A 25,810-nucleotide genomic window follows, 5' to 3' on the forward strand; every position below is an offset into this window, starting at 1 on the left:
CACCGCCCCTGGTCAGCCGCATGCCCGCGACCCCCGGCCGGAGGTTCCGGCCGGGGGTCGCGGGTGTGGCAACCGTCACTCGCGGCGACTACTTGTTGACGACCGTCAGCGGCAGCATCTTCTTGCCCGTCGGGCCGATCTGGATGTGGGTGTCCATCTGCGGCCATATAGACACAAGGGCAAAACCGCCCGTAGCGTCTCTGGCATGGGGAAACGCAGCCGCACGGCCTCAGCAGCCGCTCAGAAGGCCTACACCGTAGAAGCTGAATGGACCGCCGCAGACCTGGCCCAGCTTGAGGAGTTGAAGAGGGCCGAGACCGCCCTTCCGGACGACGCTCCCCGGGCTCTGCTGTCGGTCCGGTTGTCCGTACTGACGGAAGACACCACCTCCCCTGTGCGTCAGGAGCTCGACCTTCGCAGGGAGGCACTGAACCGGGGCTGCCGCGTTGTCGGCGTCGCCAGCGACCTGAACGTCTCGGCCACGAAGGTGCCGCCGTGGAAGCGGAAACAGCTGGGCGAATGGCTGAACGACCGGGCGCCGGAGTTCGACGTGCTCCTGTTCTGGAAGCTCGACCGCTTCATCCGCCGGCTGTCCGACCTGAACACCATGATCGACTGGGCGCTGAAGTACGGGAAGAACCTGATCTCCAAGCACGACTCGATCGACCTGACCACGGTCGTCGGAAAGATCATGGTCACGCTGATCGGCGGCATTGCGGAGATCGAGGCGACCAACACCAGCACTCGGGTGGCGAGCCTCTGGGACTACGCCAAGACACAGAGTGACTGGCTCGTCGGCAAACCCACCTACGGCTACGCGACGGGGGAGGACGAGAACGGGAAGGTCGTCCTCTACATTGAGGCCGACGCCTACAAGGCTCTGCACTGGTGCCAGCGTCTGGCCCGTCGGGGCGTCTCCGCGACACGGATGGTCACGCTCATGAAGCGGTCGAAGCTCATGGGCGAGGGCTTGACGACCTCGACGCTTCTCAGTCGCCTACGGAACCCTGGCTTGATGGGGTACCGGGTTGAAGTGGAGATGGAGGGCCGCGCCCGTCGCTCCAAGAAGGTCCTGGGCCAGAACGGCATGCCGATCAGGGTTGCAGAGGGCATCTTCACCGAGGACGAGTTCAACGAGCTGCAAGCGGACTTGGACAAGCGCAGCAAGAAGCAACCGGCGCGGCAGCCGGGTGGCGCTACGAAGTTCCTCGGTGTTCTGATCTGCGACGACTGCAAGAGCAACATGACAGTCAAGAAGACCAGCAACCAGAGCGGCGACTACGCCTACCTGAGGTGCCAGAAGTGCAAGAGCGGCGGCCATGGCGCCCCAGACCCCGAAGCGATCTACGCCAAGGTCGTGTCCGACGTCCTGTCCGTCCTCGGCGACGAGCCCGTTCAGGTTCGGGAGTACGCGCGAGGCGCCGAAGCACGCGCCCAGGTCGCGCGGCTGGAGGAGTCAATTGCCTACTACATGAAGGAACTTGAGCCTGGGGGACGCTATACGAAGACGCGATTCACTCGCGAACAGGCTGAGACGACCCTGGAGAAACAGATCACCGAACTCGGCGAAATCGACCCCGAGACCACAGAAGACCGGTGGGTCAATGTCGCCAACGGCAAGACGTTCCGGCAGCAGTGGGAGGAGGGCGGCATCGAAGCCATGTCGGCCGACCTCCTGAGGGTCGGCGTTCGGTGCGAGGTCACCCGCACCAAGATCAAGGGCCAGCGCGCGCCCGAGGTGAAGCTGAAGCTCATGATCCCCAAGGACTACCGGGACCGCCTGATCATCAAGGAAGACCACTTCGCACCCAAGCTCTGACGCAATCAGTCGGCCGACGGCGGTCCCCACATGAGACAGCCCCCCGACATTAGAGGCCGGGGGGCTGTCTTCGTCAGTGCCTGGCGGGGTCGTACGGCTCCTCATTGCCCTCGTCGTCCACGATGACGATCTCACTCTCGATGACCAACGCTCGCGCCTGTGTCGAGGCCTCTACCAACTCGACAGGGCTTACCGACGAACCGGCCGTACCCAGCACTAAAGGGAGAGCGGTCACGAGGCCTCCCCGCGCTCGGTGCAGCATCTCGCATCTTCGCGGGCCATCTCACGGTTGGTGGCAATGTCTTCGGCGATGCCGGCGGCGATGAGCGCTTCGGCGGGGGTGTGGCCGGTCCCGGCGAAGCGCCAGGCGGTTTCGGTTGTGGTGTCCGTGTCCCAGTCGGTGTACAGGTCTCGGACGCCAGCCAGGGTGCGGGCGTGTTCGGCGCGGTCGGCGCGGAGTCGGCCGTAGGTGGTGGAGTAGGCGTGGGTCTTGGTGAGGCAGTGGCCCCGGTAGCCGAGCATGTGGGCCCAGGTGCGCAGACGCAGGTGTTGGAGTTCGGGCAGGCCGCCGAGGCGCCAGGCGGTGGCGATGAGCGCCCGGACGTGCGGGTTGACGCGCAGCGCTCGTATCTCCGCCAGGGATGTGATGCGGCGGTCGACGGCGCCGGCGGTCTCGGCGCTCTTGCTCGTGTACTTGGCGACGTACGCGGCGACCGCGTCGTCCGTGAGCCGTCCGCCGTCCCCGTTGGCGATCGGGTGGGCGTCGAGCTGGGTGCCGAAGATGAGCCGCCCGCCGCCGTAGGCCGCCGTGTCGGGACAGGGCAGCGCCACCGCAGCGGCAGCCGAGTGGACGCTGTCCAAGAGGAGATGCGGAGTTGCCCAAGCAGGGGGCGGGGAGGTGGGCCCGTCGGGGCCGTCGAAGCGGATGACGGCGTGGAAGTGGACGGCGCCGCGCTTCTGGTACTCGGCAACCTTGGTGGCAGAGACCCGGACCAGGGCGCGCACCTCCGACCGGCCGACGCCCGCCCCTGAGGCGACGTGGTGGTAGAGGTTGTCCCGGAAGGCCTTCCACAGCGCCGGGGCCGAAGCGTTCCACAGGACGTGGCCCGGGTAGTCGTAGCAGTCGGGGCAGAGCGGTTGTCCGATGAGCGGGTCCGTGTCCGCATGGGTTCGGCCGCAGCCGTGGCGCCCGCCGTGTTCGCAGCGTCGGCGTCGGGCCGGGTGGCAGTCGCCCACGCGGTGGACCGAGCCGAAGGAGGGGGCGGTCAGGGTGACGAACAGGCGCGGGTGCGTCCTGACCGTTTCGGGGATTCCCTTGCCGCCGATGAGGCCGGAGCGGACGAGGTGGAAGGTGTCACCGCTGTGCTCCCGGGAGCAGGACGGACAGCGGGTGGCGCGGCGGTTGCGGCAGCGGACGGCGAGCCGGCCGCCGGGTTCGGTGGCGGTCGTGTAGTGGCGCAGGACCTCACCGGTAGCGGCCTCCAGGGTGGTGGTGTGCCCGGTGAGGTAGACCGGTTCGGCGCAGCCGCCGGTGGCGCGGATCTGGTCCAGCCAGCGGTTCAGGTCCGGCATCTCGCCGAGGCGGACCAAATCCCGGTCAACGAGCGGCAGTTGGCGCAGCCGCGCCTCCCGGTCGAGGAGGGCGCGGCGTGCGGCGGGGTCGGTGTACGGGTTCGGGTGGGTCATGGCGGGTGTCTCCAGGGCCAGGGTTCGCCGGGCCCCGGCCGGGCCTTGGGTGTGGTGGCTCGGCCGGGGGTGGCGTTGGGGCGGGTGGAGGGGGTCCGGCGGGTGGGGATGGAGCGGCCGCCGGTGGGGGTTGGGTGGGTTGGCACGGTGATCACGCGCTTTCAGGTGGCGGTGTGGGTGAGGCCTTGAACGAGCCACATCACGGCGTATACGACGGGGTCGGCCCAGCCGATGCGGTCGAGGAAGATGCCGAGGACGCCGACGAGGAGGACGTTCCAGACCTTGAGTTCGCCGGAGCGGATCAGGAGGTAGGTGACGAGGGCCATCACGGCGGTCAGGATGAGGGCGGTGCCCATCAGAGGTAGACCCCTTCGTCCGGCTCGGACGTGTGGAGGCCGGGCCAGGTCGGCGCCAGCCGGGCGTACTTATGGGCGGTTCGGCGGGCCTGGTCGGGGGTGACGTGGATCGAGCGGGCCCGGATCCACTGGCCGTCGGTGTCGGCGGTGATGGCGACGCCCTGTTCGGCGAGGGTGATGCGCTGGGCGGCGGCAAGGGCGTCCTTGTTGAGGTCGCCGAGTGCCATCTCCGCCGTCCCGGGGTCGCTCACCCGGTGGCAGATGCGGCCGGCCAGCTGAGCGCGCAGGGCGGTGACGCCGGGGCCGAGGTCGGAGCCGACGCGCTGTCCGGCGATGACCAGGTGGACGCCGAGGGCCGCGCCGAGCTGGGCGAGCCGCAGGAGGTTGGTGGAGATCTCCCCGACTTCCGCCTTGTCCTCCCTGGTGGCCATCAGGTACAGCTCCGCCACTTCGTCGACGATCAGGACGATTGGCGTCTTGCGGAGCTTGGCCGGCAGGTCCCAGATCGACCGGACCCCGGCCGAGCGGCACAGTTGCATCCGCGCTTCGGTCTCCGCGACCAGTTCGGCCAGGAGCCGCGCCGCCTCCGCCCGCGTCGAGGCCAGGGCCGACAACCGGTCCTCGAAGAGGGAGAGTTCCATGCCGCCCTTGAGGTCGATGCCGAACAGGGCGACGCGTTGCGGGGCGAGTTCCTTCACCAGGGCAGCGATCAGGGTGGACTTGCCGGAGCGGGTCGCGCCGACGATCAGCCAGTGCGGCGCCCTCCGGAAGTCGATCACCCAGGCCCGGCCGTCCTCCAGCAGCCCGACCACCGCTCGCAGGACGCGCTGTTTCAGCTGGTAGGGGACGACGGGTGCCCGGAGCGGGTCCCAGGCGAGCGCGGACAGGGTGACGAACCCGCGCTCGTCGGAGAACAGGCGGACCGCGTGGACCCGCCAGGCGTGGGTGAGCGCTTCGGCGGCGGACAGGAAGTGGTCCGGAACCTGCCCGGGGTGGAGCCGTACCGCCACGTCCAGGCCGCCGCGCCGCAGCTTCGGCATGCCCAGCCGGGGCGGGACCGGCCGCAGCGGGTCACCGCGTACCACCATGTCCCCGAGCAGGGCCCGGCCGGGACGCTTGGCCACCGCGAGGCCGAGGTTCGTCGTCAGGCGCCGCCACGTGAGGCGGACGCGGACGACGGCCACCGGGTAGCCGATCAGGCACCACCAGATGTAGGGGTAGTTGCGCCGCAGCCCGGGGCCGGTGCTGAGCACGATCAGCACCAGGGCGAGCAGCGTCACCCAGATGAGCTGGGCCAGCATCACGGTCGGCCCCCGTTCTCCATCGCGGTGTTGTGCGCTTCGGTCTCCAGGTCGCGGGCCTGGCCGGCGGCCTTGGTCGCGAGCGTGGCGATGTGGTCGAAGAGCTGGGCGCCACTGTCGTCGTGGGCGAACGGGTCGACCTCTTCGGCGAGGTCCCCGAGTTCGCGCAGCAGGCAGCGCAGGCGCACGCGGGTCGCGCCGCTCATCAGGCGTCGCCGCCCTTGCGCGAGCCCGCCGGGGCCGGGGCGGGGACGGGGGTGATGGTGTCGGCACGGAAGGACAGGCCGTGCCGGTCCCCCATCGCCCAGGAGAAGGCGGTCAGGCCGGTGACGTGCACCCGCACGCCCTCGACCACGCCGACCGGTTCGCCGGGGACGCTGATCTCGATGATCGAGGCCCGCCGGCCGTCCTGGCGGACCGCGACGCCGACCGTGTACATGGTCTGGCCGTCCCGGTTCTTCCTGATCTCTCCGGTCTCGCGGTTCGCGATCCGCGCTTCGGGGGCGACGATGCAGGTCATCGTGCCCAGGCGGGTCATGTCGACGGGAATGGACTGCATGAGCGCACGCTCCTAGGTCGCCAAGGCCGCCTGACGTATGTCGTCAAACGTACTTACCTTTGGCGCCTCGATGATGCGCCACCTTGACGCCCCGGCGCAAGCGATTCATGCTTACGTTTAACGCCTAGCGACTGACGACAGACATAGAGATGGCGCCCGACCAGGGCAAACGACCACACACGAACCCTCGAAAACGACACGACGACACGCGAAGCGGGCCACCCCGGCGCCCGCACCAAGGGGTCAACACCATGGCGATCATCCGGAACGAGGCACTGCACAAGCAGGTGGCGACGGCGATGCGACAGTCCATCGCCGCTGGCGAATGGCCCCCCGGAACCCAACTGCCAACGGAGACCGATCTCGCCGAGAAGTACGGCGTGTCCCGGCCGACCGTCAGGCTCGCGGTCGCCTCCCTGCGCAGCGAAGGCTTGTTGGACGTGAAGCAGGGGCGGGGCACGTTCGTCCGCGCCACGGTCCACGGCCCGGCCGGAGCCATGGAGCGCACGGTCACCCTCCAAGGCAGCCAGTACGAGACGCCCGCTGACGCGTGGTTCGCGCAGGGCGAGGAGCCGACCGTCTACCGCACCCGCACGGACGCGATCACGGCGCCACTTCTGGGCATGGACGAGGGCGAAGCGATTTTCGGCTGTGACCGCCTGATCACCGACCCGGCGGGCGACGGCCGAGCCCTCCACCGCCTCCTGCTCCCCATGGAGCACATCACCGGGACGTCGCTTGCCAACGAGCCGGGCGTGACACCGACCGAGGCCTACGCCGCGCTTGCCGCCGCCGGTCACAACCTTGCCTGGCGCGAGCGGGTCAGCGCGCGCATCCCCCAGCCCGACGAGCGGCAGGCCCTGTGCCTGTCCGAGGCCGCCGTCCTGCTGGTCATCCACCGCGTCACCTACGACCAGGCCGCCGGTCTTCCCCTGATCCTCGAAGAGACCAAGCTAGGGGCCGAAACCACCGCGCTCGCCTACAACATCGAGGCCACCAAGCCCAAGCGCGCCACCCGAGCGGCCAAGGCAGCCCGCTAGCCGCCGCCCATGCCGATCAGCCCCCACGTCCGGGCAGGGCGCGGGGGCTGTCGCAACTTGCCTTCACTTACTCAAGCGGCGGCGCATCCGCGCCGCCGGGCGGCCCCAGCCGCCCCGGCCGGGCATGCGGCCTTGCGGCCGTTCCGGGCCGGGCGGCTGGCCGCCCACGGATGCAGGGCCGGTTGAAGGCGAAGGCGCCCAGGCCGTTCGCTGCCGCCGGGTGGCTGGGGTGGCCGGCCGAGGGAGGCTTTAGGCACCTTGCCGCGTCGGGGCCCGCGTCGGGCAAGGACGGGGGGCCACTCGGCCCAATTGCGGTCAGGCCCAAAAGCCCTGACCGAGTTCGCAGCAGCTTACGGCCCCCCGACCATGCCCGACCCCAACCCGGCAAGGACACCGCCCAAAGCCTCCCCCAACCGGCCACGCGTGCACCGACCCCGCCCACCGGGATCCGGTCAGGCCAGCTCGCGGCGGACGTACGAGGCCAGGCACAGCAGTTCCTCCAGGCTCAGCCAGCCCTCCGCGACACCCACCAGCCGGACCACCGGGCCACCGAGGGCATCGGTATCGGCGACCGCCCGCAGCTGCGCGCGTTTCACCCCGCATGCCGCGAGCAGCGCGTTCAACTCGTCCGCTTCCCGGCGCGCCACCCGCCACCCCGCCGCGTAGTCCACACCCGGCAGCCACACCCACGCGTCAGGGTCGAAGTCCGCCGCCGACTCCGCACAGAAGCCGTCATCCCCGTCCACAGTGCTTCAACTCCCTTGATCTATAACCGAACCGGCCATCCGTGCACAGACATGCCGAAGATCCCGATACCATCGGCACCGGGTTCCGACCCACCGGACCACCCCTGTCCCGCCAAGGTCGCGGGGTGGTCCGGCACGTCTTCAGTTGTCCCTGATCAAGTCAGGCCTACCGCGCGCTCCCTTCGTGGTCACAGCCGAAGATCCGACGGAACAACTCCGCCTCGGTCAGCCCCGCCAGCGGGTCATCAACTCCGGTCCTCTCCCGCCAGATCCTCCGCATCAGGTCCGCCCGAGAGCTGTCGAGGTACCCCGGCTCGGCACACCACTGCGCCACGTCGCGGTGCACGGCACGCCGCCCCGGAGAAAGGGCCCGCACCGGCCACGAAAACTGACCGTCCAGGAACCACCAGGTCAAGGCGCGGTCCCTCCAGACCCGCAGCCGCCGGATCACCGGGGCGCCTGGGGGTCGGCCGGGTGCAGCAGCACCATGTTCGGGACCAGGTCCACGAACGCCAGCGCCCGCACCTCTCCGTACATCACGAGCCGATGCCCGATCGACTGCACCGCCTCCGGCCCGAACAGCTCGTCGAAGTACTCCCGCTGCCCCGCATCCAGCGGCAGCGCCCGCAGCGAGCCGAGCAGCGCCGCCAACGCGTCTGACAGCTTGGAGAACTGCGCGGGCCCCGTGACCCCCCGGACCTCCACCACGACCGGGAACGGGTACGGCGCAGCCAACGGGGCCGTGCGCATGGTGTCGGTCACAGGAAGGACCGTCATGCCGGCACCTCCCCCGCACGGCGCGGGTGCTGCGCGTGGACACCGACCTTCCGACCGTTCACCACGATGTACCGCACCAACGCCTTCCGCAGCCCCGCACCGCAGTAGAAACACCGCGACGCCTCCACCCCGGGCACCCTCCCGCACCTCATCGAGCACCACCTTCCGGGCCCACCAAAGCCCAAACGATCTTCCCGATACCTTCCGGCCGGGGCATCCAGCCCCACTCCACAGACAAGGCCTCCACCAGGCACAACCCACGGCCCGAGTCGTCGTCCGGACCGGCGGACCGCCGGATCACCGGCCGCTCACCGCTCGCGTCATGCACCTCGATCCGCAGATGACCACTGACCAACTCGAACCGCACCGCGATGCGCCGCCCCTTGGGCACACGGGCGTGCACCACGGCGTTGGTCACCAGCTCCGAGAGCACGACCAGACCGCCGGCTACGAGTGCGCCCCGCTCCGGGACGCCGATGAGAAAGTCCCGCAGCAGCACGCGCGCCGCGTGGACCGACAGACGATGGCGCGAAAGCGTCGCCTCGAACGCGGATATCCCGGCAACCGACTTGTGGGCCTCCGCGTCGTCCTGGAGTTCTCCCGAGCTGATCACGTGCACCACCTCCCGATGCCCAATGGGGGCCGGGAACTGGACGCTCCGGCCCTGGACACCAGACTGCCGAGGGGGAATGCGGCGGACGTACCCAAGCTGATTACCCACTGTGGGTAAACTCACAGGTAATCAACTTCCTTGCGGCAGCGACTGATCAACAGCGGGGGCAGTGGTGACCGAGGCGCGCGTTCCGGACCGGCTCCCGCCGGATCTGCTCTCCAACCCGGAGATGATCACCGCATGCCGAAGGCGAGACTTCGCCGCAGTGTTCAGGCTGCTCAAGCTGGCCGGGATCTACCCGTCGCTCATCGCACGAGCCTGCGACATGACGCCGAGCCGAGTCGGCGAGGTCATGGCGGGCAAGCCCAAGATCGAGAAGATCGACCTCATCGAGCGAATCGCCGACGGCCTTCACATCCCGGGGCACATGCTCGGGCTGGCCTCTCGGCCCTGGGAACAGGAAGCACCTCCGCCACGGTCCCGCTCCCGGGTCCCGGAGCCGTCCAAGAGCCGACCGGGTCTCAACTCGCCGATCGACCATGAGTTCTTCGTCAGCCACCTCCGCAGCGCTATGCCCGGCCACTACAAGGCCGCGAATCTACTCGGCTCCCGCCACGCTCTCGACTCAGTGACCCGGCACCTCCAGCTACTTGACCGCCTTCAGCAGAACGCCGGGGGTCGCACCCGCGATCAACTCCTCACCATCGGCGCCCGCACAGCGGAGTTCCTGGGCTGGCTGAACCAGGATCTCGGGGACTTCGACCGGGCCTTGTACTGGTCGGACCGTGCCATGGAGTGGGCGCAGGAGTCCGGGGACGACGTCATGGCCGCCTACGTTCTCTTCCGGAAGAGCAACCAGGCCACCGCCCAACGCAACGCTCAGAAAGCCGTCAGTCTTGCCCGCGCTGCCCAGCGGTCGGCTGGCGCCACGCAGCGCATCCGTGCCCTGGCCGCTCAGCAGGAGGCCCAGGGCCACGCTCTCACGGGCAACCCGCGCTTCGCCCAGTCCAAGTTCGATGAGGCCCACGAGCTCGCTGCCGCACCAGACGACTCGCATGACGACGATGCGCTCGATCTGGCGTACTGCACGCCAACGTACATCGAGATGCAACGCGCGAACTGCCTGATCGAACTCGGCGACCCGCACACGGCCGTGGACATGTTCGAGGCGGAACTTCGGGTCCTGCCGCCTCTCTACCGCAACGACCAAGGGGTGTACCTCTCACGTCTGGCGCGCGCGTACGCGGTCTCCGGCGAGCCGGAGCAGGCCGCCGCCGCAGCCGACCGAGCCTTGTCGATCGCCATCGACACCGAGTCCGCGCGTGCAATGTCCGAGCTGTCCGCAGCGGGCAAGGCCCTTCAGAGGTGGAGCGCCGTACCCGAAGTAGCCACGTTCACAGGCCGTTTGACGCTGATGAGCAGTAAGGAACACTCTCGACCGCTGACGGCCTGATGAGAGAGGCTGAGCCCATGGACGCACTGATCACGGCCGCCACTTCCGCAGACGAACGCCAGCGCGGCGCGAAGATCGCCGTACTGCCGGTCGGAAGCTTCGAGCAACACGGCGATCACCTGCCGCTGACCACGGACACCGTGGTCGCCAGCCTGATCGCCCAGCGGATCGCCGCCGACTACGACTTGTTCCTACTGCCGCCCATCACGCTGTCCTGCTCCCACGAGCACGCCCACATGCCAGGCACCGTCAGCATCAGCGCCGCCACCCTCTACGCCGTGATCAACGACACATGGAAGTCACTCCAGGCGTCCGGCGTCCCCGGTCTGCTGATCGTGAACGGGCACGGCGGGAACTACGTCCTCTCCAACGTGGTCCAGGAGGCCAACACCGGGGGTCCGCGCGTCGCTCTGTTCCCCGTCCGCGAGGACTGGCACCAGGCCCGCGAGACCGCTGGGCTGGAGAGCACCGGCGCCGAGGACATGCACGGCGGCGAGTTGGAGGTGTCACTTCTCCTCCACGGCGCCCCCCATCTCATCCGCGAAGGCATTGAGCAGGACGACCACGACGCCCCGGAGCGCCCCCACCTCCTCACGCTGGGCATGGCCGGCTACACCCGGAACGGCATCATCGGCCGCCCATCGCTCGGTACGGCCGAGAAGGGCAAAGCCATCCTTGAGAGCCTGTCCAAGTCGGCCGCCGCACATCTGTCACTCATAGGGGGTAGCTGACAGCCGCCGGCCATCGCCCGAAGGCGGGCAGCACCCCACCGAGCACAAGAGCCCTCCCCGAGAGAATCGGGGAGGGCTCCATGTGTCGCCTCAAGGGGTCAGACCCACTCGATCGAGGACTCGATACCCGGGGCACTGCGGGCGGCGGGCAGAGGGGTCCTCTGGCCGCCTTGCCGAGCCTCCCCGGGGGTGGGGACGGGGCCGTCCTGGGCGCGCGCCAGGCCGAGCGCGCCCAGGACGAGCTCCCGCTCACCTTCGGGGAGGCTGTGAATTAAGTCACACAGCCCGCTAACCGTGTCACCCATGCTGTCGGCTACTTCTGCTGGTCAGAGCCGTTGACGACCGTCAGCGGAAGCATCTTCTTGCCCGTCGGGCCTGTTTGTACCCATGTCCCCATCTGGGGACACACCCCGCAGTCGAAGCACGGCGTCCAGCGGCAGTCGTCGACCTCGACCTCCTCCAGCGCGTCCTGCCAGTCCTCCCAGAGCCAGTCCTTGTCGAGGCCGCTGTCCAGGTGGTCCCAGGGCAGCACCTCCTCGTAGGTGCGCTCGCGGGTGGTGTACCAGTCGACGTCGACGCCGGTGCCGGCCAGGCCCTTGTCGGCACAGGCGATCCAGCGGTCGTACGAGAAGTACTCGCGCCAGCCGTCGAAGCGGCCGCCGTCCTCGTAGACCGCGCGGATGACCGCGCCGATGCGGCGGTCGCCGCGGGAGAGCAGGCCCTCGATGATGCCCGGCTTGCCGTCGTGGTAGCGGTAGCCGATGTTCTTGCCGTACTTGCGGTCGCCGCGGATCGAGTCGCGCAGCTTGGCCAGGCGGGCGTCGGTGGCTTCGGCGGACAGCTGCGGGGCCCACTGGAACGGGGTGTGCGGCTTGGGCACGAACCCGCCGATGGAGACGGTGCAGCGGATGTCGTTCTGGCCGGTGACCTCGCGGCCCTTCTGGATGACGTTCTTCGCCATCTCGCCGATCTGGAGCACGTCCTCGTCGGTCTCGGTCGGCAGGCCGCACATGAAGTACAGCTTCACCTGGCGCCAGCCGTTGCCGTAGGCGGTGGCGACGGTACGGATCAGGTCCTCCTCCGACACCATCTTGTTGATCACCTTGCGCATGCGCTCGCTGCCGCCCTCAGGGGCGAAGGTGAGGCCCGAGCGGCGCCCGTTGCGGGACAGCTCGTTGGCGAGGTCGATGTTGAAGGCGTCGACGCGGGTGGACGGCAGCGACAGGCCGATCTTGTCCTCGGTGTAGCGGTCCGCGAGGCCCTTGGCGATGTCGCCGATCTCGGTGTGGTCGGCGCTGGACAGCGACAGCAGGCCGACCTCCTCGAAGCCGGTGGCCTTCAACCCGCGCTCGACCATCTCGCCGATGCCGGTGATGCTTCGCTCCCGCACGGGGCGCGTGATCATGCCGGCCTGGCAGAAGCGGCAGCCGCGGGTGCAGCCGCGGAAGATCTCCACGGACATCCGCTCGTGCACCGTCTCGGCGAGCGGGACCAGCGGCTGCTTGGGGTACGGCCACTCGTCCAGGTCCATCACGGTGTGCTTGGACACCCGCCACGGCACGCCCGGGGCGTTCGGGACGACGCGGCCGATCCGGCCGTCGGCCAGGTACTCCACGTCGTAGAACTTGGGGACGTAGACCCCGCCGGTGCGGGCCAGGCGCAGCAGCACCTCGTCGCGCCCGCCCGGGCGGCCCTCGGCCTTCCAGGCGCGGACGACCTCGGTGATGTCGAGCACGGCCTGCTCGCCGTCGCCGACCACGGCGCAGTCGAGGAAGTCGGCGATCGGCTCCGGGTTGAAGGCCGCGTGACCGCCGGCGAGGACGATCGGGTCCTCGTCGGTGCGGTCCTTGGCCTCCAGCGGGATGCCGGCCAGGTCGAGCGCGGTCAGCATGTTGGTGTAGCCGAGCTCGGTGGAGAACGACAGGCCGAACACGTCGAAGGCCTTCACCGGGCGGTGGGCGTCGACGGTGAACTGGGGGACGCCGTGCTCGCGCATCAGCGCTTCCAGGTCCGGCCAGACGCTGTAGGTGCGCTCGGCGAGCACGCTCTCGCGCTCGTTCAGCACCTCGTAGAGGATCATGACGCCCTGGTTGGGCAGGCCGACCTCGTAGGCGTCGGGGTACATCAGTGCCCAGCGGACGTCGCAGGCGTCCCAGTCCTTGACGGTCGAGTTGAGCTCGCCGCCGACGTACTGGATCGGCTTCTGGACGTGCGGGAGGAGGGCCTCCAGGCGTGGGAAGACCGATTCGACAGTCATGTACTAGGAACCCTTACGACGTGATTCGGTGCCGCGAGTCGGCACGGGAGGGGTGACCCTCAAGGGTAGCCCAATCCGGGGATGGGGCCGTCTGCCCCGGAGCGCGGGCCCTCCGCGCTCCGGCGCGACCCGCCCGTCGGGCGCCCGCCCCGGCACGCGCAGTGCGCGCCCGCCGCCCGGCGCCGTCCGCCGTTGACACGCCCGAACGGCCCGTGCGCTACTGACAGGGCTCCGCCAAGAACCCCTGTGCCCCTTCCGGACAAGGGAGTTGGGTCGTACGCTCGGCCCTCGTCGGAGTTCCCCGGCGATGCCCTCTCCCACCCCTCACGCACGGCCTCGTCGGAGTTCCCCCGGCGATGCCCTCCCGCCCCTCACGCACGGCCCAGTCCACCCTCACCAGGCCCGTCCCGTGTCCGCCCGGCCGCCGTCCCCGGCCCGCGGTGCCCCGTCCCCCGCCCGCACTCCGTGCCCGGCGGCGCACCCGCGTGCCCGCGCCCCGGCGGCCGTACGAGCCGTACGACCGGCGCAAGGAGAACCATGACCGACACCGGTCGGCGGATCCGCCCCCTCCGGCCCCTCGACTCCCGGCCCGCCCGCTACCCCACGCCGGCCCAGGCCGAGTGCGCCGCCCGGCGGCTCGCCCTGCGCCACCCGGACCGCTGCCGGCTGCGCGAGGTGGGCCGTTCCCGGGCCGGACGCCCGCTGCTGCTGCTGTCCGTCGACCGCGGCCCGCGCACCGCGCTCGTGGTCGGCGGCCCGCACCCCAACGAGCCGATCGGCACGGCCGGGGCGGTGCGGCTGGCCGAGCTGCTGCTGGACCGCCCCGCCCGTCCCGGCCTCTCCTGGCACCTGCTGCTCTGCCTCGACCCGGACGGCGCCGCGCTCAACGCCGGCTGGCTGGACGGCCCGCTCACCATGAGCCGCCACTACGAGCACTTCTTCCGCCCCGCGTTCGAGGAGCAGCCCGAGCTGCTGCCCGCCCCCGGCTCCGGCCGTCCGCCGATGCCGGAGAGCGTGGCACTGACGGGCCTGATCGACGAGTTGCGCCCGTTCCTGCAGTGCTCGCTGCACGGGGTGGACTTCGGCGGGTCCTTCGTCCAGCTCACCGGTCCGGTTCCCGGCCTGTCCGAGCGTTTCGCCCGCTCCGCCGAGCGGGCCGGCCTCCCCCTGGACGTGGACTCCTACGACGCGATCGGCTGGGCCAGCCCGGCCCCCGGCACCTATCTGATGCCGGTCCCGGGCGGTTCCGGGGCTTCCTGGGCGCTGCCGGACGAGCCCGAGCTGTCGACCTGGTCGTACGCGGCCCGGCACGGTGCGGTCAGCGCCGTCCTGGAGGTCCCGATGTGGGCCGTGGACGCGGTCGGCGACGCCCGCCCGCACCCGGCGGGACCGCGGGCGCTCGCCTCCGCCGCCCGGGAGCTCACGGTGCGCGCAGAGGAGCTGACCGCCGTGCTGGCCCGGGTCCCCGTGCACGGCCACGAGGCGTACGGGCCGATGGTGCGCACCGCCGAGTTCAGTCTGGCGGTGGCCCCGCGGGTGGCCGAGGAGTGGCTGGACCGCTGGCGCCCCGGGCCGCTCTCGTCCTCGCGGGTGACCACGGCCGGGCTGGTGGCGGCCCGGCTGCCCTTGCGGGTGGCGTCGATCCTGCTGCGGCTGCTGGCGGACGCCCGCGGCCCGGGTGCGGAGGCCGCCCGCGAGCGCGCCCGTGCCGTCGTCGCGGACAGTCTGGACCGGCTGCGGCACCGGTTCGGTGCCCGTTGGGTGCCGGTGCAGGAGCAGCTGGCCCACCAGTCCCGTGCCGTGCTCACCGCCGCCGACTGCCTGCTCCAGCCGCGCTGACGCACCGCCGGCCGGGCGCCGGGGGAAGGGGCGCCGGGTCGGGCACGCGCAGGGGCCGGCCCGGGTTTCCCCGGACCGGCCCCTGCGCACACCCGCTCAGGCCGCTATCGGCCGCTGGCTCCGCACCGCCTGGAGCAGCCCGATCGCCATCCAGTTCGCGAACATCGAGGACCCTCCGTACGAGACGAACGGCAGCGGGATGCCGGCGACCGGCATGATGCCCAGGCACATCCCTATGTTCTCGAAGGCCTGGAAGGCCAGCCAGGCGATGATCCCGGCCGACACGATCGTGCCGTAGAGGTCGGTCGCCTGACGCGCGATCCGGCAGGCCCGCCAGAGCACCACGCCGACCAGCAGGATGATCGCCAGCGCCCCGACGAAGCCGAGTTCCTCGCCCGCGACGGTGAACACGAAGTCGGTCTGCTGCTCCGGCACGAACTGCCCGGTGGTCTGGGTCCCGTGGAACAGTCCCTTGCCGGTGAGCCCGCCCGACCCGATCGCGATCCGGGCCTGCGCGGTGTTGTAGCCGACGCCGTTCGGGTCCAGCTGCGGGTTGGCGAAGGCGGCGAAGCGGTCGATCTGGTACTTGCTCAGCAGCCCGAACTTCCAGATCGCCACGCATCCGGCGGCGCCCGTCACCAGCAGCCCGAGGACCCAGCGGTTCGCCGCGCCCGAGCCGAGCAGGATGCCGAGCACGATCGCGGCCATCACCATCACCGAGCCGGCGTCCGGCATCAGCAGCACTATGCACATCGGCAGGCCGGCCCAGACGAGACCGCGGAACACGGCCCGGTGCGAGGGGAACTCCCGCTCCCCCGCGTCCACCTGGTCGGACAGCACGACCGCCATCGCCAGCACGATCGCGAGCTTCGCGAACTCGGCGGGCTGGATCGAGAAGCCGCCGCCGAGCTGGATCCACGAGTGCGCGCCGTTGATGGTGGATCCCAGCGGGCTGAGTGTCGCCAGCAGCAGCAGGATCACGCCGACGTACAGGAACGGCACGATCGTGCGGAAGCGACGACTCCCTATCGCTATCACCACGGAGCACAGCACCAGCCCGACCACGAAGTTGGTCAGGTGCCGGTACAGGAAGTACTGCGGGTCCCCGTGGGTGAGCGAGTCGCGCCCCCGGGTGGCCGACCAGACCAGCAGCGAGCTGCCGGCCGAGAGGGCCAGCGCGGCCAGCAGCAGTATCCAGTCCAGCCGCCAGAGCGGGGAGTCCTTGGCGAGGGCCTTGGAGACCCCGCCGCGCTGCGGGGCCAGCCGCAGTTGCCGGTAGGAGCCGTAGGAGGTCATGCCCGTCCCCTTCCCGGGCTGCGGCCGGGTTCGAGCGCGGCGTCGGCCGCGGTGTACGACGCCGGGCGGTCGGTCGGAGGTGTCCGGTCGAGGAAGGCCGTCGCCGGCGCCGGGTCCGCCTGCGCCGCGTCCTGGAGCACCGGGACCAGCGCGGGCGCCTGGGCCGCGCCCGGCGTCTGGTCGACGGAGTACGCGGCCGGCTTGATGATCGCGGTGCCGTCCGGGTTGAACTTCGGCAGCTCGGCCTGCGGGGCGGGCAGCAGCGCCTTGGTGGTGTCGACGTTGCCCTTGTCGTCCACGCCGTACAGCGCCTGGTAGATCCGGCGGACGGAGTCACCCGAGCCGCCGGAGCCGGTGCCGCCCTGGCTGATCGTCATGATGATCGCGTAGTCCTTGCTGTACGTGGCCAGCCAGGAGGTGGTCTGCTTGCCCTCGACCTCGGCGGTGCCGGTCTTGGCGTGCAGCGCGATCTTGTCCTGCGGCCAGCCGGCCTGCGTGAACTTCCAGGCGGCGGTACCGCTCTTGACGACGCCCTCGGTGGCCTGGTTGATGTAGCTCAGCAGCTTCTGGTCACCGGGGAACTGGGCGTCCGCCTGCGGGGCGATCTCGCGGACGAGGTCCCCGCCCGGGCTTATCACCGCCTTGGCGATGGTCGGCCGGTAGAAGGTGCCGCCGTTGGCCAGCGCCGAGTAGATCCGGGCCATCTGGACCGGGGTGACGAGGGTGTCGCCCTGGCCGATCGCGAAGTTGACGGCGTCACCGGCGCGCATCTGGTAGCCGTCGACGCAGTTCTCCTTGGCGATCTGGTCGGAGAAGCTGTTGCCGCCCTTCTTCGCCTGGGCGCACCAGGCGTCCTTGTTGTTGTCGTAGAAGGACTGCTTCCACTGCCGGTCGGGCACCCGGCCGGTGACCTCGGACGGCAGGTCGATGCCGGTCTTGGCGCCGAGGCCGAACTCGTGGGCGGTCTTGAAGAACCAGTCGGCCGCGTCCTTCTTCGGCTTGATGCCGCCGTCCTTCACCCACTGGTCGTTCGCCAGGCCGTAGAAGACGGTGTCGCAGGAGACCTCCAGCGCCTTCTCCAGCGAGATGGAGCCGAAGCTCTCGCTCTCGAAGTTCTTGAACTCGCGCCCGCCGATGGTCATGCTCTTCGGGCACGGGTAGGTGCCGTCCAGCGAGTAGCCGGCCTGCACGGCGGCGGTGGTGGAGATGACCTTGAAGGTCGAGCCGGGGGCGGACTGACCCTGTATGGCGCGGTTCAGCAGCGGGAAGTTGGAGTCCTTGCTGGTCAGCGACTGGTAGTCCTTGCCGGTGATGCCGCCGACCCAGAGGTTCGGGTCGTAGGTGGGGGCGCTCGCCATCGCGATGATCCGCCCGGTGTGCACGTCCATCACCACGGCGGCGCCGGAGTCGGCCTCGTAGTTGCGGTTGGTGACCTTGTCGAAGGTGTTCCGGGCGTCGGCGATGGCCTGCGCGAGGTTGTCCTCGACCACCTTCTGCACCCGGGCGTCGATGCTGGTGACCAGGTTGTCGCCGGTCTGCGGGGCGACGGCGCCGGCGGTGCCGATCACCCGGCCGAGGTTGTCCACTTCCAGCTGGGTGATGCCGGCGGTGCCGCGCAGGTCGCGGTCGTACACCGACTCCAGGCCGGCCCGGCCGATCTGGTCGGCCGGCAGGTAGCGGTCCAGGCCGCTCTTGGCGGCGGTCTTGCTGACCTCCTCGTCGGTGACCGGCGAGAGGTAGCCGAGCACCTGGGCCATGTTGGCGCCCTCGACGCCGGTGTAGCGGCGTACGGCGGTGGGCTGCGCGGTGACCCCGGGGAAGTCCTCGCGGCGTTCCATCATCTGCATCGCCTGCTGGGTGGTCGCCTCCTTGGTGACCGGGATCGGCTGGTAGGGCGAGCCGTTCCAGCAGGGCTGCGGCGTCTTGGCGTCGCAGAGCCGGACCTTCTCCTGCACGTCCTTGGCGGGCATCCCGAGCACGTCGGCCAGCCGGGCCAGCACCGCCTTGCCGCCGTCCTTCTGCTGCAGCAGCGAGGTGCGGCTGACCGAGACCACCAGCCGGGTCTCGTTGCCGGCCAGCACCCGTCCGGAGGCGTCCAGGATCTCGCCGCGGACGGCCGGTTCGACCACTTCGCGGATGTGGTTGCCGGTCGCCTTGGCGGTGTACTCCTTGGCGTTGCGGATCTGCAGGTACCACAGCCGACCGCCGAGGGTGGCGAGCAGCGACAGCACCAGGATCTGCAGCACCACCAGACGGATCGTCACCCGCCGGGTGCGGCCGGTCTCGGGGATGTTGCTCACGTCTCGTGCGCTCCAGGGTGCGGGGAAGTCGGGAGGTCGGGGCCGGTCCGGTTACGGGCGGCGGGCGAAGCCGGGCACGCGCCGTTTCCGGTACGACGGGCCGGAGGAGACCTCGCGGGTGGTGCGGTAGCGGGCCAGCGAGCCCATGCCCGGGCCGCCCTGGTCGTCGTCGGCGGCGGCCACCGGGTCGCGCCCGAAGCGACGGCCGAGGAGCATCACCAGCGGCACCACGAACGGTGCCAGCAGCAGGTCGTACAGCAGGGCGCTGATCACCAGGCCACCGAGGCCGACGTGCCGGGCTGCGGTGTCGCCGACCAGCGCGCCGACCAGCGCGTACAGCAGGGTGGAGGCGACCGCGGCGACGCCCACCACCAGCAGCGAGCCGACGACCGAGCGCTGGCGGCCGTGGTCGGGCCGCAGCAGGCCGGCGGCGTAGCCCATCAGGCAGAGCACCAGCGCGTAGCGGCCGATCGCGTGGTCGGAGGGCGGCGCGAGGTCGGCGAGCAGGCCGGCCGCGAAGCCGACCAGGCAGCCGCCGGTGGGCCCGTAGACCATGGCCAGGCCGACCACGACGAGCAGCAGTATGTCCGGGGTGGCTCCCGGGAGCTGGAGCCGGCCGAAGACGCTGACCTGGAGGATCAGGCCGAGCAGGATCAGGCAGGCGGAGACGGGGATGCGGGCGAGGCGCATGGCTCAGTTCCCCCCAGTGGGCTTGGCGGGCGGGGCGGCGGGCGCGCCGGCCGGGGCCTGGCCCGGGGCGGGCGGCAGGACGGCGTCCCGCGGGTCGGCGCGCGGCGGCACGACCACCACGCCGACCAGGTCCAGCCGGGTGAACTGGACGAAGGGCTCGACCAGGACGGTCTTGGTCAGCTGGCCGGCATTGGCCTGGACCTCGGTGACCTTGCCGACCGGGACTCCGGGCACGAACGGGCGGCCGCTCTGCGAGCCGAAGGTGACCAGCCGGTCGCCGGCCTTGACCTGGGCCTTGCCGTTGAGCAGGGAGACCTTCATCGGGCTGTCGCCGCCACCGGAGGCGAAGCCGATCTCGCCGGTGCCCTCCAGGCGGGTGCCGGCCGAGAAGCCGGGGTCGGAGGCGAGCAGCACGGTGGCGGTGGTCGGGGCGACGGTGGTGACCCGGCCGACCAGGCCCTGACCGTTGATCACGGTCATGTCGCGGGTGAGGCCGTCGTCGCTGCCGGCGTCGACGGTGATGGTCCAGGAGAAGCCCTGGGCCGGGCCGATCGCGATGACCTGGGCGGCCTTGACGGTGTAGCCGCCGGCGCCGGCGGTGCGCAGCAGGTCGTCCAGCTGCTTGGTGCGCCCGGCGGCCATGTCGGAGGAGGCGAGCTTCTGCCGCAGTTCGGTGTTCTCGCGGGCGAGCTGGTCGGTGCGGCCGCTGTTGGTGGCGGCGTCCCGGAAGGCCCGGACGGTGTCGGCGACCGGGTCGACGACGGTGGCGGCACCGCGTTCGACGGGCCCGAGGACCCCGGCAGCCGCGTGCCGGGCGGGGCCGAGCGGGGAGTCCTCACCGCCCTTGATGTCCACGGTGATCAGCGCGAAGGCGACGGCCACCAGCAGGATGAGCAGCAGCCGGCTCTCTCGTGTGTCCCTCACGGTGGTGGTACTGCCCCTTCGTACCTGGCGGCCGCCCCGGGCCGTGGGGCCCGGGCGGCGGCCCGTTCAGTCGTGTCGGATGTGTGCTGTGGTGCTAACGGCGCGGCTGGGCGTCGAGTACCTGCTGGAGGGCCTCGAACTCCTCGACGCACTTGCCGGAGCCGAGCGCGACGGAGTCGAGCGGGTTCTCGGCGATGTGGATCGGCATGCCGGTCTCGCGGCGCAGCCGCTCGTCGAGGCCGCGCAGCAGGGCGCCACCGCCGGTGAGCACGATGCCGCGGTCCATGACGTCGCCGGCCAGCTCGGGCGGGCACTGGTCGAGGGTGGTCTTGACGGCGTCGATGATCGAGTTGACCGGCTCGTCGATGGCCTCGCGGACCTCGGCGGCGGAGATGACGACGGTCTTGGGCAGGCCGCTGACGAGGTCGCGGCCGCGGATCTCGGCGTGCTCGTCCTTCTCGCCCTCCAGGCCGAAGGCGCTGCCGATGCTCATCTTGATCTGCTCGGCGCTGCGCTCGCCGAGGAGGAGGGAGTACTCCTTCTTGATGTGCTGGACGATCGCGTTGTCCAGTTCGTCGCCGGCGACCCGGATGGACTGGGCAGTGACGATGCCGCCGAGGGAGATGACGGCGACCTCGGTGGTGCCGCCGCCGATGTCGACGACCATGTTGCCGGTGGCCTCGTGGACGGGCAGGCCGGCGCCGATGGCGGCGGCCATCGGCTCCTCGATGATGTGCACCTGGCGGGCGCCGGCCTGCGAGGAGGCCTCGATGACGGCGCGGCGCTCGACGCCGGTGATGCCGGAGGGCACGCAGACGACGACGCGCGGGCGGGCGAGGTAGCGGCGGCGGTGGATCTTGAGGATGAAGTACCGCAGCATGCGCTCGGTGATCTCGAAGTCGGCGATCACGCCGTCCTTGAGCGGGCGGATGGCGACGATGTTGCCCGGGGTGCGGCCGATCATCTTCTTGGCCTCGGCGCCGACGGCGAGGATGCCGCCGGTGTTGGTGTTCACCGCGACGACCGACGGCTCGTTCAGGACGATGCCCTTGCCCCTGACGTACACCAGCGTGTTGGCAGTTCCGAGGTCGATCGCCAAGTCGCGGCCGATGAACGACAGGTTGCTCGCCATGGGGTGTAGGTGCCTTCCCGGGCTCGGAGTTCATGGGGGGGGGTGGACGACTGCGTGCGCCCACGCTTGGGCGGAGACCAGCTGAGCTGCCTTACCGGGCCCTTGAGTCGCGTCCATCGTAGTCACGCTGCACGGTACGGACGTCGACGCGGGGCATACCGTCCATTGTCCGGAGCGTGATCGCTTCTCCCCGGATTGGGACGCCGTGTCGGGATGCCCAGTTCCCTATTTCACGATAAGAATGCCCCGGCCGGGCCAATGGTCCCGACCGGGGCAGTCCCGAGGTCCTCCGGGCGTGTCGCCCGGCCGGCTCAGGCGTGCGCCGGGAAGAAGATCTTGATCTCGCGCTCGGCGGACTCCGGGGAGTCGGAGGCGTGGATGAGGTTCTCGCGGGTGATCGTCGCGTAGTCGCCGCGGATGGTGCCGGCGCCGGCCTCCAGCGGGTTGGTGGCCCCGGCCAGCATGCGGATGCCCTTCACGACCTCCTCGCCCTCGACGATCAGCGCGAGCGAGGGGCCGGAGGTCATGAACTCCAGCAGCGGCTCGTAGAACGGGCGGCCGACGTGCTCCGCGTAGTGCTGCTCCAGCGTCGCCCGGTCGAAGGTGCGCAGCTCGATCGCGGCGAAGCGCCAGCCGGCCTTGCGCTCGATGCGGCTGATGATCTCGCCCGCCAGGCCGCGGCGGACGGCGTCGGGCTTGAGCAGGACGAGAGTGCGCTGGGACACGGTGCGTCTCCTGGGGATTCGGTTCGGCAGGCAGTCGGGTCGACGGGTGGGCCGACACGGCAGAGGTTACCTTGCGTACACGGCGTGTCGGTCGGCCGGTCCGGACCCCCGGTCCTGCCCCCGCGCGCCCGCCCGCGGGGGCACGGGGGCGGGGCCCTAGGCCCGGACGGCGGCCGCCTCGGTGGCGGCCGCGCGGGCCGCCTTGAAGGCGTCCACCTTGCGGCCGTAGTGCACCGAGCACCACCACAGGCCGGCGAAGACCACGCCGAGGCCGAACATGGTCGGCAGGACGAAGCCGCTGGCGATCAGGCCGATCTGCAGCGCCCAGCCGATCTGCACCGCGCCGGGGCGGTCGATCATGCCGCAGAGCGCGATGCACAGCGCCATCGCGATGCCGCTGACCGTCCAGATCTCCCCGCCGGAGACGTCCGAGAGCCGCATCGCGACCAGTGCCGCGAACATGATCAGCAGCGCTTCGCCGATCAGCGTCGAGGAACAGAGCGTCCTCATGTTCACTTCCTCCCGAGCAGCAGGCGGGCCTCGCCCACCGTGATGACCGAACCGGTGACCAGCACCCCGGCGCCACCGAGGTCGCCCTCCTCCTCGGCGAGGGTGACGGCGGCGGCGATGGCGTCGTCGAGGCGGGGCTCGACCTGGACGCGGTCCTCGCCGAAGACCTCGACGGCGAGGGCGGCGAGTTCGTCGACGTCCATCGCGCGGTGGGTGGAGTTCTGGGTGATGACGACCTCGGCCAGGATCGGCTCGAAGGCCTCCAGCACGCCGGCCACGTCCTTGTCGCCGGAGGTGCCGATCACGCCGACGAGCCGGGTGAAGCCGAAGGACTCGGTGAGGGCCGCGACGGTGGCGCGGGCGCCGTGCGGGTTGTGTGCGGCGTCCAGGACGATCGTGGGGCTGCGGCGGACGACCTCCAGGCGGCCGGGCGAGGAGACGCCGGAGAAGGCCTGGCGGATCTTGTCGACGTCGAGCTGCCCGCCGCGGGCGCCGCCGACGCCGAAGAAGGCCTCGACCGCGGCCAGGGCGAGCGCCGCGTTGTGCGCCTGGTACTCGCCGTGCAGCGGGATGAAGACGTCCTCGTACTCCTCGCCGCCGAGTCCGCGCAGCGTCACCAGCTGGCCGCCGACGGCGAGTTCGCGGCGGATCACGCCGAACTCCATGCCCTCGCGGGCGACCGTGGCGTCCACCTCGACGGCGCGGCGCAGGATGACCTGGGCGGCGTCCAGCTGCTGCTGGGCGACGACGGCGACGGCGTCGGGCTTGATGATCCCGGACTTCTCGACGGCGATCTCGCCGGTGGTCCCGCCGAGCTTGTCGGTGTGGTCGAGGCCGATCGGGGTGATCACGGCGACGGCGGCGTCGATGACGTTGGTGGCGTCCCAGGAGCCGCCCATGCCGACCTCGACGACGGCGACGTCGACCGGGGCGTCGGCGAAGGCGGCGTAGGCCATGCCGGTCAGCACCTCGAAGAAGGACATCGGCACCGGCTGCGCCGAGTCGACCATCTGCACGTAGGGCTCGATGTCGCGGTAGACCTCGACGAAGCGCTCGGGGGCGATCGGGGCGCCGTCCAGGCTGATCCGCTCGGTGACGGATTCGACGTGCGGGCTGGTGTAGCGGCCGGTGCGCAGCTCGAAGCTGTTGAGCAGCTGCTCGATCATCCGGGCGGTGGAGGTCTTGCCGTTGGTGCCGGTGATGTGGATGGAGGGGAAGGACCGCTGGGGCTGGCCCAGGATGTCCATCAGCGCCTCGATCCGGTCGAGCGAGGGCTCCAGCTTGTTCTCCGGCCAGCGCTTGGAGAGTTCGGCCTCGACGTCGCGCAGGGCGTCGCCGGTGCCGCCGTCGGCGGGGCGGATGGTGTACGGGTTCGGGTCGGCCTTGTCGCTCACGACCACAGTCTACGGAGCGGTGGCGGGGCGTCCTCACAGGGTGAGGGGCGGGGTGAGAACGGCCACTTTGTCCGACCTTCACCGCTACGAGCCAGTTTGATCCCTTTACTATTCATTTAGCGAATCCAAGCCGCAACGAAGCAGCAATTCGCAGCCGACAGGAGCCGCCAGCCTTTGATCACGAGGAGCACTGCGCCATGCCCGACGCCCTGCACGACTGGATCACGCTTCGACAGGACGCCGTCGTCCGGGTCGCCGGACTGATCTCCCTGGCCCTCGTGGGCTACATGGCGCTCGTCTTCGGACGCTTCCTCGTGTACTGGGCCGGCTCCCGCCACGCCTTCCGGCACAACCGGCCCGCCGAACCCGGCGACCCGGCCGCCTTCCAGTGGCACCTGGTCATCCCGTGCCGCGACGAGGAGGCGGTGGTCACCCAGACCCTGGACGGCCTGCGCGCCTCCGCGCCCGAGGCCCACCTGTGGGTGATCGACGACGACAGCGAGGACGCCACCCGCGAACTCGTGCTCGCCGCCGCCGCCCGCGACCCGCGCGTCCACCTCGTCCGGCGCCGCCGCCCGCACGCCCGGATCGGCAAGGGCGCCGCCCTCAACGCCGCCTACCGGGAGATCTCCGCCTGGCTGCCCGGGGACACCGACCGCTCCCGCGTGGTGATCGGCGTGGTCGACGCCGACGGCCGGCTCGACCCCGGCACCCTCGCCCGGGTCTGCAACGACAAGGCCCTCGGCCGCCCGGACACCGGCGCCGTCCAGATCGGCGTCCGGATGCGCAACGCCGACGACGAGCTCCCGCTGCCCGGGCGCGGCCGGGCCGCCAACGCCGCCGCCCGCGCGCTCGTACGGATGCAGGACGTCGAGTTCCAGGCCAACAACGCGGGCATGCAGCTGCTGCGCCGCCGCACCGGCAGCGTCGGCCTCGGCGGCAACGGCCAGTTCGTCCGACTCACCGCCCTCGACTCGCTCACCGCCGAGGAGGGCCGGGCCGGCCGCCCATGGCCCGAGCGCGCGCTGCTGGAGGACTACGAGTCCGGGCTGGAACTGCGCCTGGCCGGCTGGCGACTCACCCACGTCACCGAGACCCAGGTCTCCCAGGAGGGCCTGGTCTCGCTGCGCCGCTTCCTCACCCAGCGCACCCGCTGGGCCCAGGGCAACATGCAGTGCCTGCGCTACACCGGCCGGGTGCTGCGCTCCCCGCACTACACGTGGTCCGGCAAGGCCGAGGTGATGTACACCTTCCTGCAGCCCGTGGTCTGCGTACTGCTGGTCCTGCTGTTCCCGCTCTCGCTCGGGATCACCGCCGCCGGGCTGGTGCTCTTCCCCGCCGAGACCGCCGACTTCCAGCTCCGCTACGGGCCGTGGATGCTGCTGGTCCTCGTGCTGGCCACACTGCCGATGGTGTTCTGGGGCCTCGCCTACCGCAGGACCGTCCACCCCGACCGGGGCCGGCTCACCGGGCTGCTCTGGGGCGTCCTGGTCTGGCTCTACGCCTACCACCTCTTCGTGGTCGCCGCCCGGGCCGCCGTCCGGCTGCTGCTCGGACGCAACGGCTGGGCCAAGACCCGCCGCAACGCCGAGAAGGTCGCCCTCGGCGCCCCCACCGCGCTCGAATCCTGAGCCGCCCCGCCCCCACGCCTCCTCCCCGCCC

Annotated in this window: 23 protein-coding genes; 6 read left to right on the plus strand and 17 right to left on the minus strand. The window is 70.7% G+C overall.

Annotated elements, in window-relative coordinates; all coding sequences use genetic code 11:
• Positions 1-205 precede the first annotated feature (205 nt).
• Positions 206-1,819, plus strand: coding sequence for a recombinase family protein (locus tag ACFV04_RS30845; RefSeq protein ID WP_380533979.1), 1,614 nt, complete (start codon positions 206-208; stop codon positions 1,817-1,819).
• 231 nt (positions 1,820-2,050) lie between these two features.
• On the opposite strand, the gene ACFV04_RS30850 is transcribed toward ACFV04_RS30845, so the two are convergent.
• The 5 genes from ACFV04_RS30850 to ACFV04_RS30870 all read right to left on the minus strand — a co-directional run bounded on the left by ACFV04_RS30850 (position 2,051) and on the right by ACFV04_RS30870 (position 5,721).
• Positions 2,051-3,505, minus strand: coding sequence for a replication initiator (locus ACFV04_RS30850; RefSeq protein ID WP_380533981.1), 1,455 nt, complete (start codon positions 3,503-3,505; stop codon positions 2,051-2,053).
• Positions 3,506-3,666: 161 nt separating this feature from the next.
• On the minus strand, positions 3,667-3,861 hold the full coding sequence (locus tag ACFV04_RS30855) for a hypothetical protein (RefSeq protein WP_380533983.1): 195 nt from the start codon (positions 3,859-3,861) through the stop codon (positions 3,667-3,669).
• The gene (locus ACFV04_RS30860) at positions 3,861-5,162 is read right to left on the minus strand and encodes an FtsK/SpoIIIE domain-containing protein (RefSeq protein WP_380533985.1); all 1,302 of its coding nucleotides are present in this window, start codon (positions 5,160-5,162) and stop codon (positions 3,861-3,863) included. The genes ACFV04_RS30855 and ACFV04_RS30860 overlap by 1 nt, the downstream gene beginning before the upstream one ends.
• A complete protein-coding gene (locus ACFV04_RS30865) occupies positions 5,162-5,368 on the minus strand; it encodes a hypothetical protein (protein ID WP_380533987.1) in 207 nt (68 codons plus the stop codon). Before ACFV04_RS30865 ends, ACFV04_RS30860 begins: the two co-directional genes overlap by 1 nt.
• On the minus strand, positions 5,368-5,721 hold the full coding sequence (locus tag ACFV04_RS30870; RefSeq protein WP_380533989.1) for a hypothetical protein: 354 nt from the start codon (positions 5,719-5,721) through the stop codon (positions 5,368-5,370). Before ACFV04_RS30870 ends, ACFV04_RS30865 begins: the two co-directional genes overlap by 1 nt.
• A gap of 251 nt (positions 5,722-5,972) precedes the next feature.
• Here ACFV04_RS30870 and ACFV04_RS30875 point away from each other — a divergent pair, with 251 nt between their 5' ends.
• Entirely contained in the window at positions 5,973-6,761 is a 789-nt protein-coding gene (locus tag ACFV04_RS30875) for a GntR family transcriptional regulator (RefSeq protein WP_380533991.1), read from the plus strand.
• A gap of 452 nt (positions 6,762-7,213) precedes the next feature.
• Here ACFV04_RS30875 and ACFV04_RS30880 read toward each other — a convergent pair whose 3' ends face one another.
• From ACFV04_RS30880 to ACFV04_RS30890, 3 genes are all read right to left on the minus strand, one after another.
• On the minus strand, positions 7,214-7,507 hold the full coding sequence (locus ACFV04_RS30880) for a hypothetical protein (RefSeq protein ID WP_380533993.1): 294 nt from the start codon (positions 7,505-7,507) through the stop codon (positions 7,214-7,216).
• A gap of 447 nt (positions 7,508-7,954) precedes the next feature.
• The gene (locus ACFV04_RS30885) at positions 7,955-8,284 is read right to left on the minus strand and encodes a hypothetical protein (RefSeq protein WP_380533994.1); all 330 of its coding nucleotides are present in this window, start codon (positions 8,282-8,284) and stop codon (positions 7,955-7,957) included.
• 148 nt (positions 8,285-8,432) lie between these two features.
• Positions 8,433-8,897: an ATP-binding protein gene (locus ACFV04_RS30890; RefSeq protein WP_380533995.1), complete on the minus strand. Its 465-nt coding sequence runs from the start codon at positions 8,895-8,897 to the stop codon at positions 8,433-8,435.
• Positions 8,898-9,066: 169 nt separating this feature from the next.
• Between ACFV04_RS30890 and ACFV04_RS30895 the strand changes: the two genes are divergently transcribed.
• Positions 9,067-10,350: a tetratricopeptide repeat protein gene (locus ACFV04_RS30895; protein WP_380533996.1), complete on the plus strand. Its 1,284-nt coding sequence runs from the start codon at positions 9,067-9,069 to the stop codon at positions 10,348-10,350.
• Between the two features lie 17 nt (positions 10,351-10,367).
• Complete coding sequence (locus ACFV04_RS30900) at positions 10,368-11,081, plus strand: creatininase family protein (RefSeq protein WP_380533997.1); 714 nt, start codon at positions 10,368-10,370, stop codon at positions 11,079-11,081.
• Positions 11,082-11,394: 313 nt separating this feature from the next.
• Here ACFV04_RS30900 and ACFV04_RS30905 read toward each other — a convergent pair whose 3' ends face one another.
• The gene (locus ACFV04_RS30905; protein WP_380533998.1) at positions 11,395-13,338 is read right to left on the minus strand and encodes a TIGR03960 family B12-binding radical SAM protein; all 1,944 of its coding nucleotides are present in this window, start codon (positions 13,336-13,338) and stop codon (positions 11,395-11,397) included.
• A gap of 537 nt (positions 13,339-13,875) precedes the next feature.
• On the opposite strand from ACFV04_RS30905, the gene ACFV04_RS30910 reads away from it, so the two are divergent.
• A complete protein-coding gene (locus ACFV04_RS30910) occupies positions 13,876-15,177 on the plus strand; it encodes a M14 family zinc carboxypeptidase (RefSeq protein ID WP_380533999.1) in 1,302 nt (433 codons plus the stop codon).
• A 96-nt stretch (positions 15,178-15,273) separates the two neighbouring features.
• Here ACFV04_RS30910 and rodA read toward each other — a convergent pair whose 3' ends face one another.
• The 8 genes from rodA to ACFV04_RS30950 all read right to left on the minus strand — a co-directional run bounded on the left by rodA (position 15,274) and on the right by ACFV04_RS30950 (position 24,148).
• Positions 15,274-16,473 (minus strand): rod shape-determining protein RodA, encoded by a 1,200-nt coding sequence (gene rodA, locus ACFV04_RS30915; protein WP_380346026.1) that lies wholly within the window; start codon positions 16,471-16,473, stop codon positions 15,274-15,276.
• A complete protein-coding gene (mrdA, locus tag ACFV04_RS30920) occupies positions 16,470-18,773 on the minus strand; it encodes a penicillin-binding protein 2 (protein WP_380346025.1) in 2,304 nt (767 codons plus the stop codon). The genes rodA and mrdA overlap by 4 nt, the downstream gene beginning before the upstream one ends.
• Before the next feature lie 51 nt (positions 18,774-18,824).
• Positions 18,825-19,463 (minus strand): rod shape-determining protein MreD, encoded by a 639-nt coding sequence (gene mreD, locus ACFV04_RS30925; protein WP_380346023.1) that lies wholly within the window; start codon positions 19,461-19,463, stop codon positions 18,825-18,827.
• 3 nt (positions 19,464-19,466) lie between these two features.
• Positions 19,467-20,387, minus strand: coding sequence for a rod shape-determining protein MreC (gene mreC / locus ACFV04_RS30930; protein ID WP_360248580.1), 921 nt, complete (start codon positions 20,385-20,387; stop codon positions 19,467-19,469).
• 94 nt (positions 20,388-20,481) lie between these two features.
• Complete coding sequence (locus ACFV04_RS30935) at positions 20,482-21,507, minus strand: rod shape-determining protein (protein WP_030256393.1); 1,026 nt, start codon at positions 21,505-21,507, stop codon at positions 20,482-20,484.
• A gap of 323 nt (positions 21,508-21,830) precedes the next feature.
• On the minus strand, positions 21,831-22,244 hold the full coding sequence (gene ndk, locus ACFV04_RS30940) for a nucleoside-diphosphate kinase (protein WP_360248577.1): 414 nt from the start codon (positions 22,242-22,244) through the stop codon (positions 21,831-21,833).
• Positions 22,245-22,400: 156 nt separating this feature from the next.
• Complete coding sequence (locus ACFV04_RS30945; RefSeq protein ID WP_360248574.1) at positions 22,401-22,754, minus strand: DUF4233 domain-containing protein; 354 nt, start codon at positions 22,752-22,754, stop codon at positions 22,401-22,403.
• Between the two features lie 2 nt (positions 22,755-22,756).
• Positions 22,757-24,148 (minus strand): bifunctional folylpolyglutamate synthase/dihydrofolate synthase, encoded by a 1,392-nt coding sequence (locus ACFV04_RS30950; protein ID WP_380346016.1) that lies wholly within the window; start codon positions 24,146-24,148, stop codon positions 22,757-22,759.
• A 197-nt stretch (positions 24,149-24,345) separates the two neighbouring features.
• Between ACFV04_RS30950 and ACFV04_RS30955 the strand changes: the two genes are divergently transcribed.
• Positions 24,346-25,779 carry a glycosyltransferase family 2 protein gene (locus ACFV04_RS30955; protein WP_380534002.1) on the plus strand — a complete coding sequence of 478 codons (1,434 nt, stop codon included), beginning with the start codon at positions 24,346-24,348 and terminating at the stop codon, positions 25,777-25,779.
• The last annotated feature ends 31 nt before the right edge of the window (positions 25,780-25,810 follow it).

The sequence above is a fragment of the Kitasatospora sp. NPDC059599 genome (assembly GCF_042735125.1).
Classification (GTDB): Bacteria; Actinomycetota; Actinomycetes; order Streptomycetales; family Streptomycetaceae; genus Kitasatospora.

What these genes read in the sequence shown, in the direction of transcription:
- ACFV04_RS30845 (WP_380533979.1), top strand. Translation starts at nt 206, where the DNA reads ATGGGGAAACGCAGCCGCACGGCCTCAGCAGCCGCTCAGAAGGCCTAC.
- ACFV04_RS30850 (WP_380533981.1), bottom strand. Translation starts at nt 3,505, where the DNA reads ATGACCCACCCGAACCCGTACACCGACCCCGCCGCACGCCGCGCCCTC.
- ACFV04_RS30855 (WP_380533983.1), bottom strand. Translation starts at nt 3,861, where the DNA reads ATGGGCACCGCCCTCATCCTGACCGCCGTGATGGCCCTCGTCACCTAC.
- ACFV04_RS30860 (WP_380533985.1), bottom strand. Translation starts at nt 5,162, where the DNA reads ATGCTGGCCCAGCTCATCTGGGTGACGCTGCTCGCCCTGGTGCTGATC.
- ACFV04_RS30865 (WP_380533987.1), bottom strand. Translation starts at nt 5,368, where the DNA reads ATGAGCGGCGCGACCCGCGTGCGCCTGCGCTGCCTGCTGCGCGAACTC.
- ACFV04_RS30870 (WP_380533989.1), bottom strand. Translation starts at nt 5,721, where the DNA reads ATGCAGTCCATTCCCGTCGACATGACCCGCCTGGGCACGATGACCTGC.
- ACFV04_RS30875 (WP_380533991.1), top strand. Translation starts at nt 5,973, where the DNA reads ATGGCGATCATCCGGAACGAGGCACTGCACAAGCAGGTGGCGACGGCG.
- ACFV04_RS30885 (WP_380533994.1), bottom strand. Translation starts at nt 8,284, where the DNA reads ATGACGGTCCTTCCTGTGACCGACACCATGCGCACGGCCCCGTTGGCT.
- ACFV04_RS30900 (WP_380533997.1), top strand. Translation starts at nt 10,368, where the DNA reads ATGGACGCACTGATCACGGCCGCCACTTCCGCAGACGAACGCCAGCGC.
- ACFV04_RS30905 (WP_380533998.1), bottom strand. Translation starts at nt 13,338, where the DNA reads ATGACTGTCGAATCGGTCTTCCCACGCCTGGAGGCCCTCCTCCCGCAC.
- ACFV04_RS30910 (WP_380533999.1), top strand. Translation starts at nt 13,876, where the DNA reads ATGACCGACACCGGTCGGCGGATCCGCCCCCTCCGGCCCCTCGACTCC.
- rodA (WP_380346026.1), bottom strand. Translation starts at nt 16,473, where the DNA reads ATGACCTCCTACGGCTCCTACCGGCAACTGCGGCTGGCCCCGCAGCGC.
- mreD (WP_380346023.1), bottom strand. Translation starts at nt 19,463, where the DNA reads ATGCGCCTCGCCCGCATCCCCGTCTCCGCCTGCCTGATCCTGCTCGGC.
- ACFV04_RS30945 (WP_360248574.1), bottom strand. Translation starts at nt 22,754, where the DNA reads ATGAGGACGCTCTGTTCCTCGACGCTGATCGGCGAAGCGCTGCTGATC.
- ACFV04_RS30955 (WP_380534002.1), top strand. Translation starts at nt 24,346, where the DNA reads ATGCCCGACGCCCTGCACGACTGGATCACGCTTCGACAGGACGCCGTC.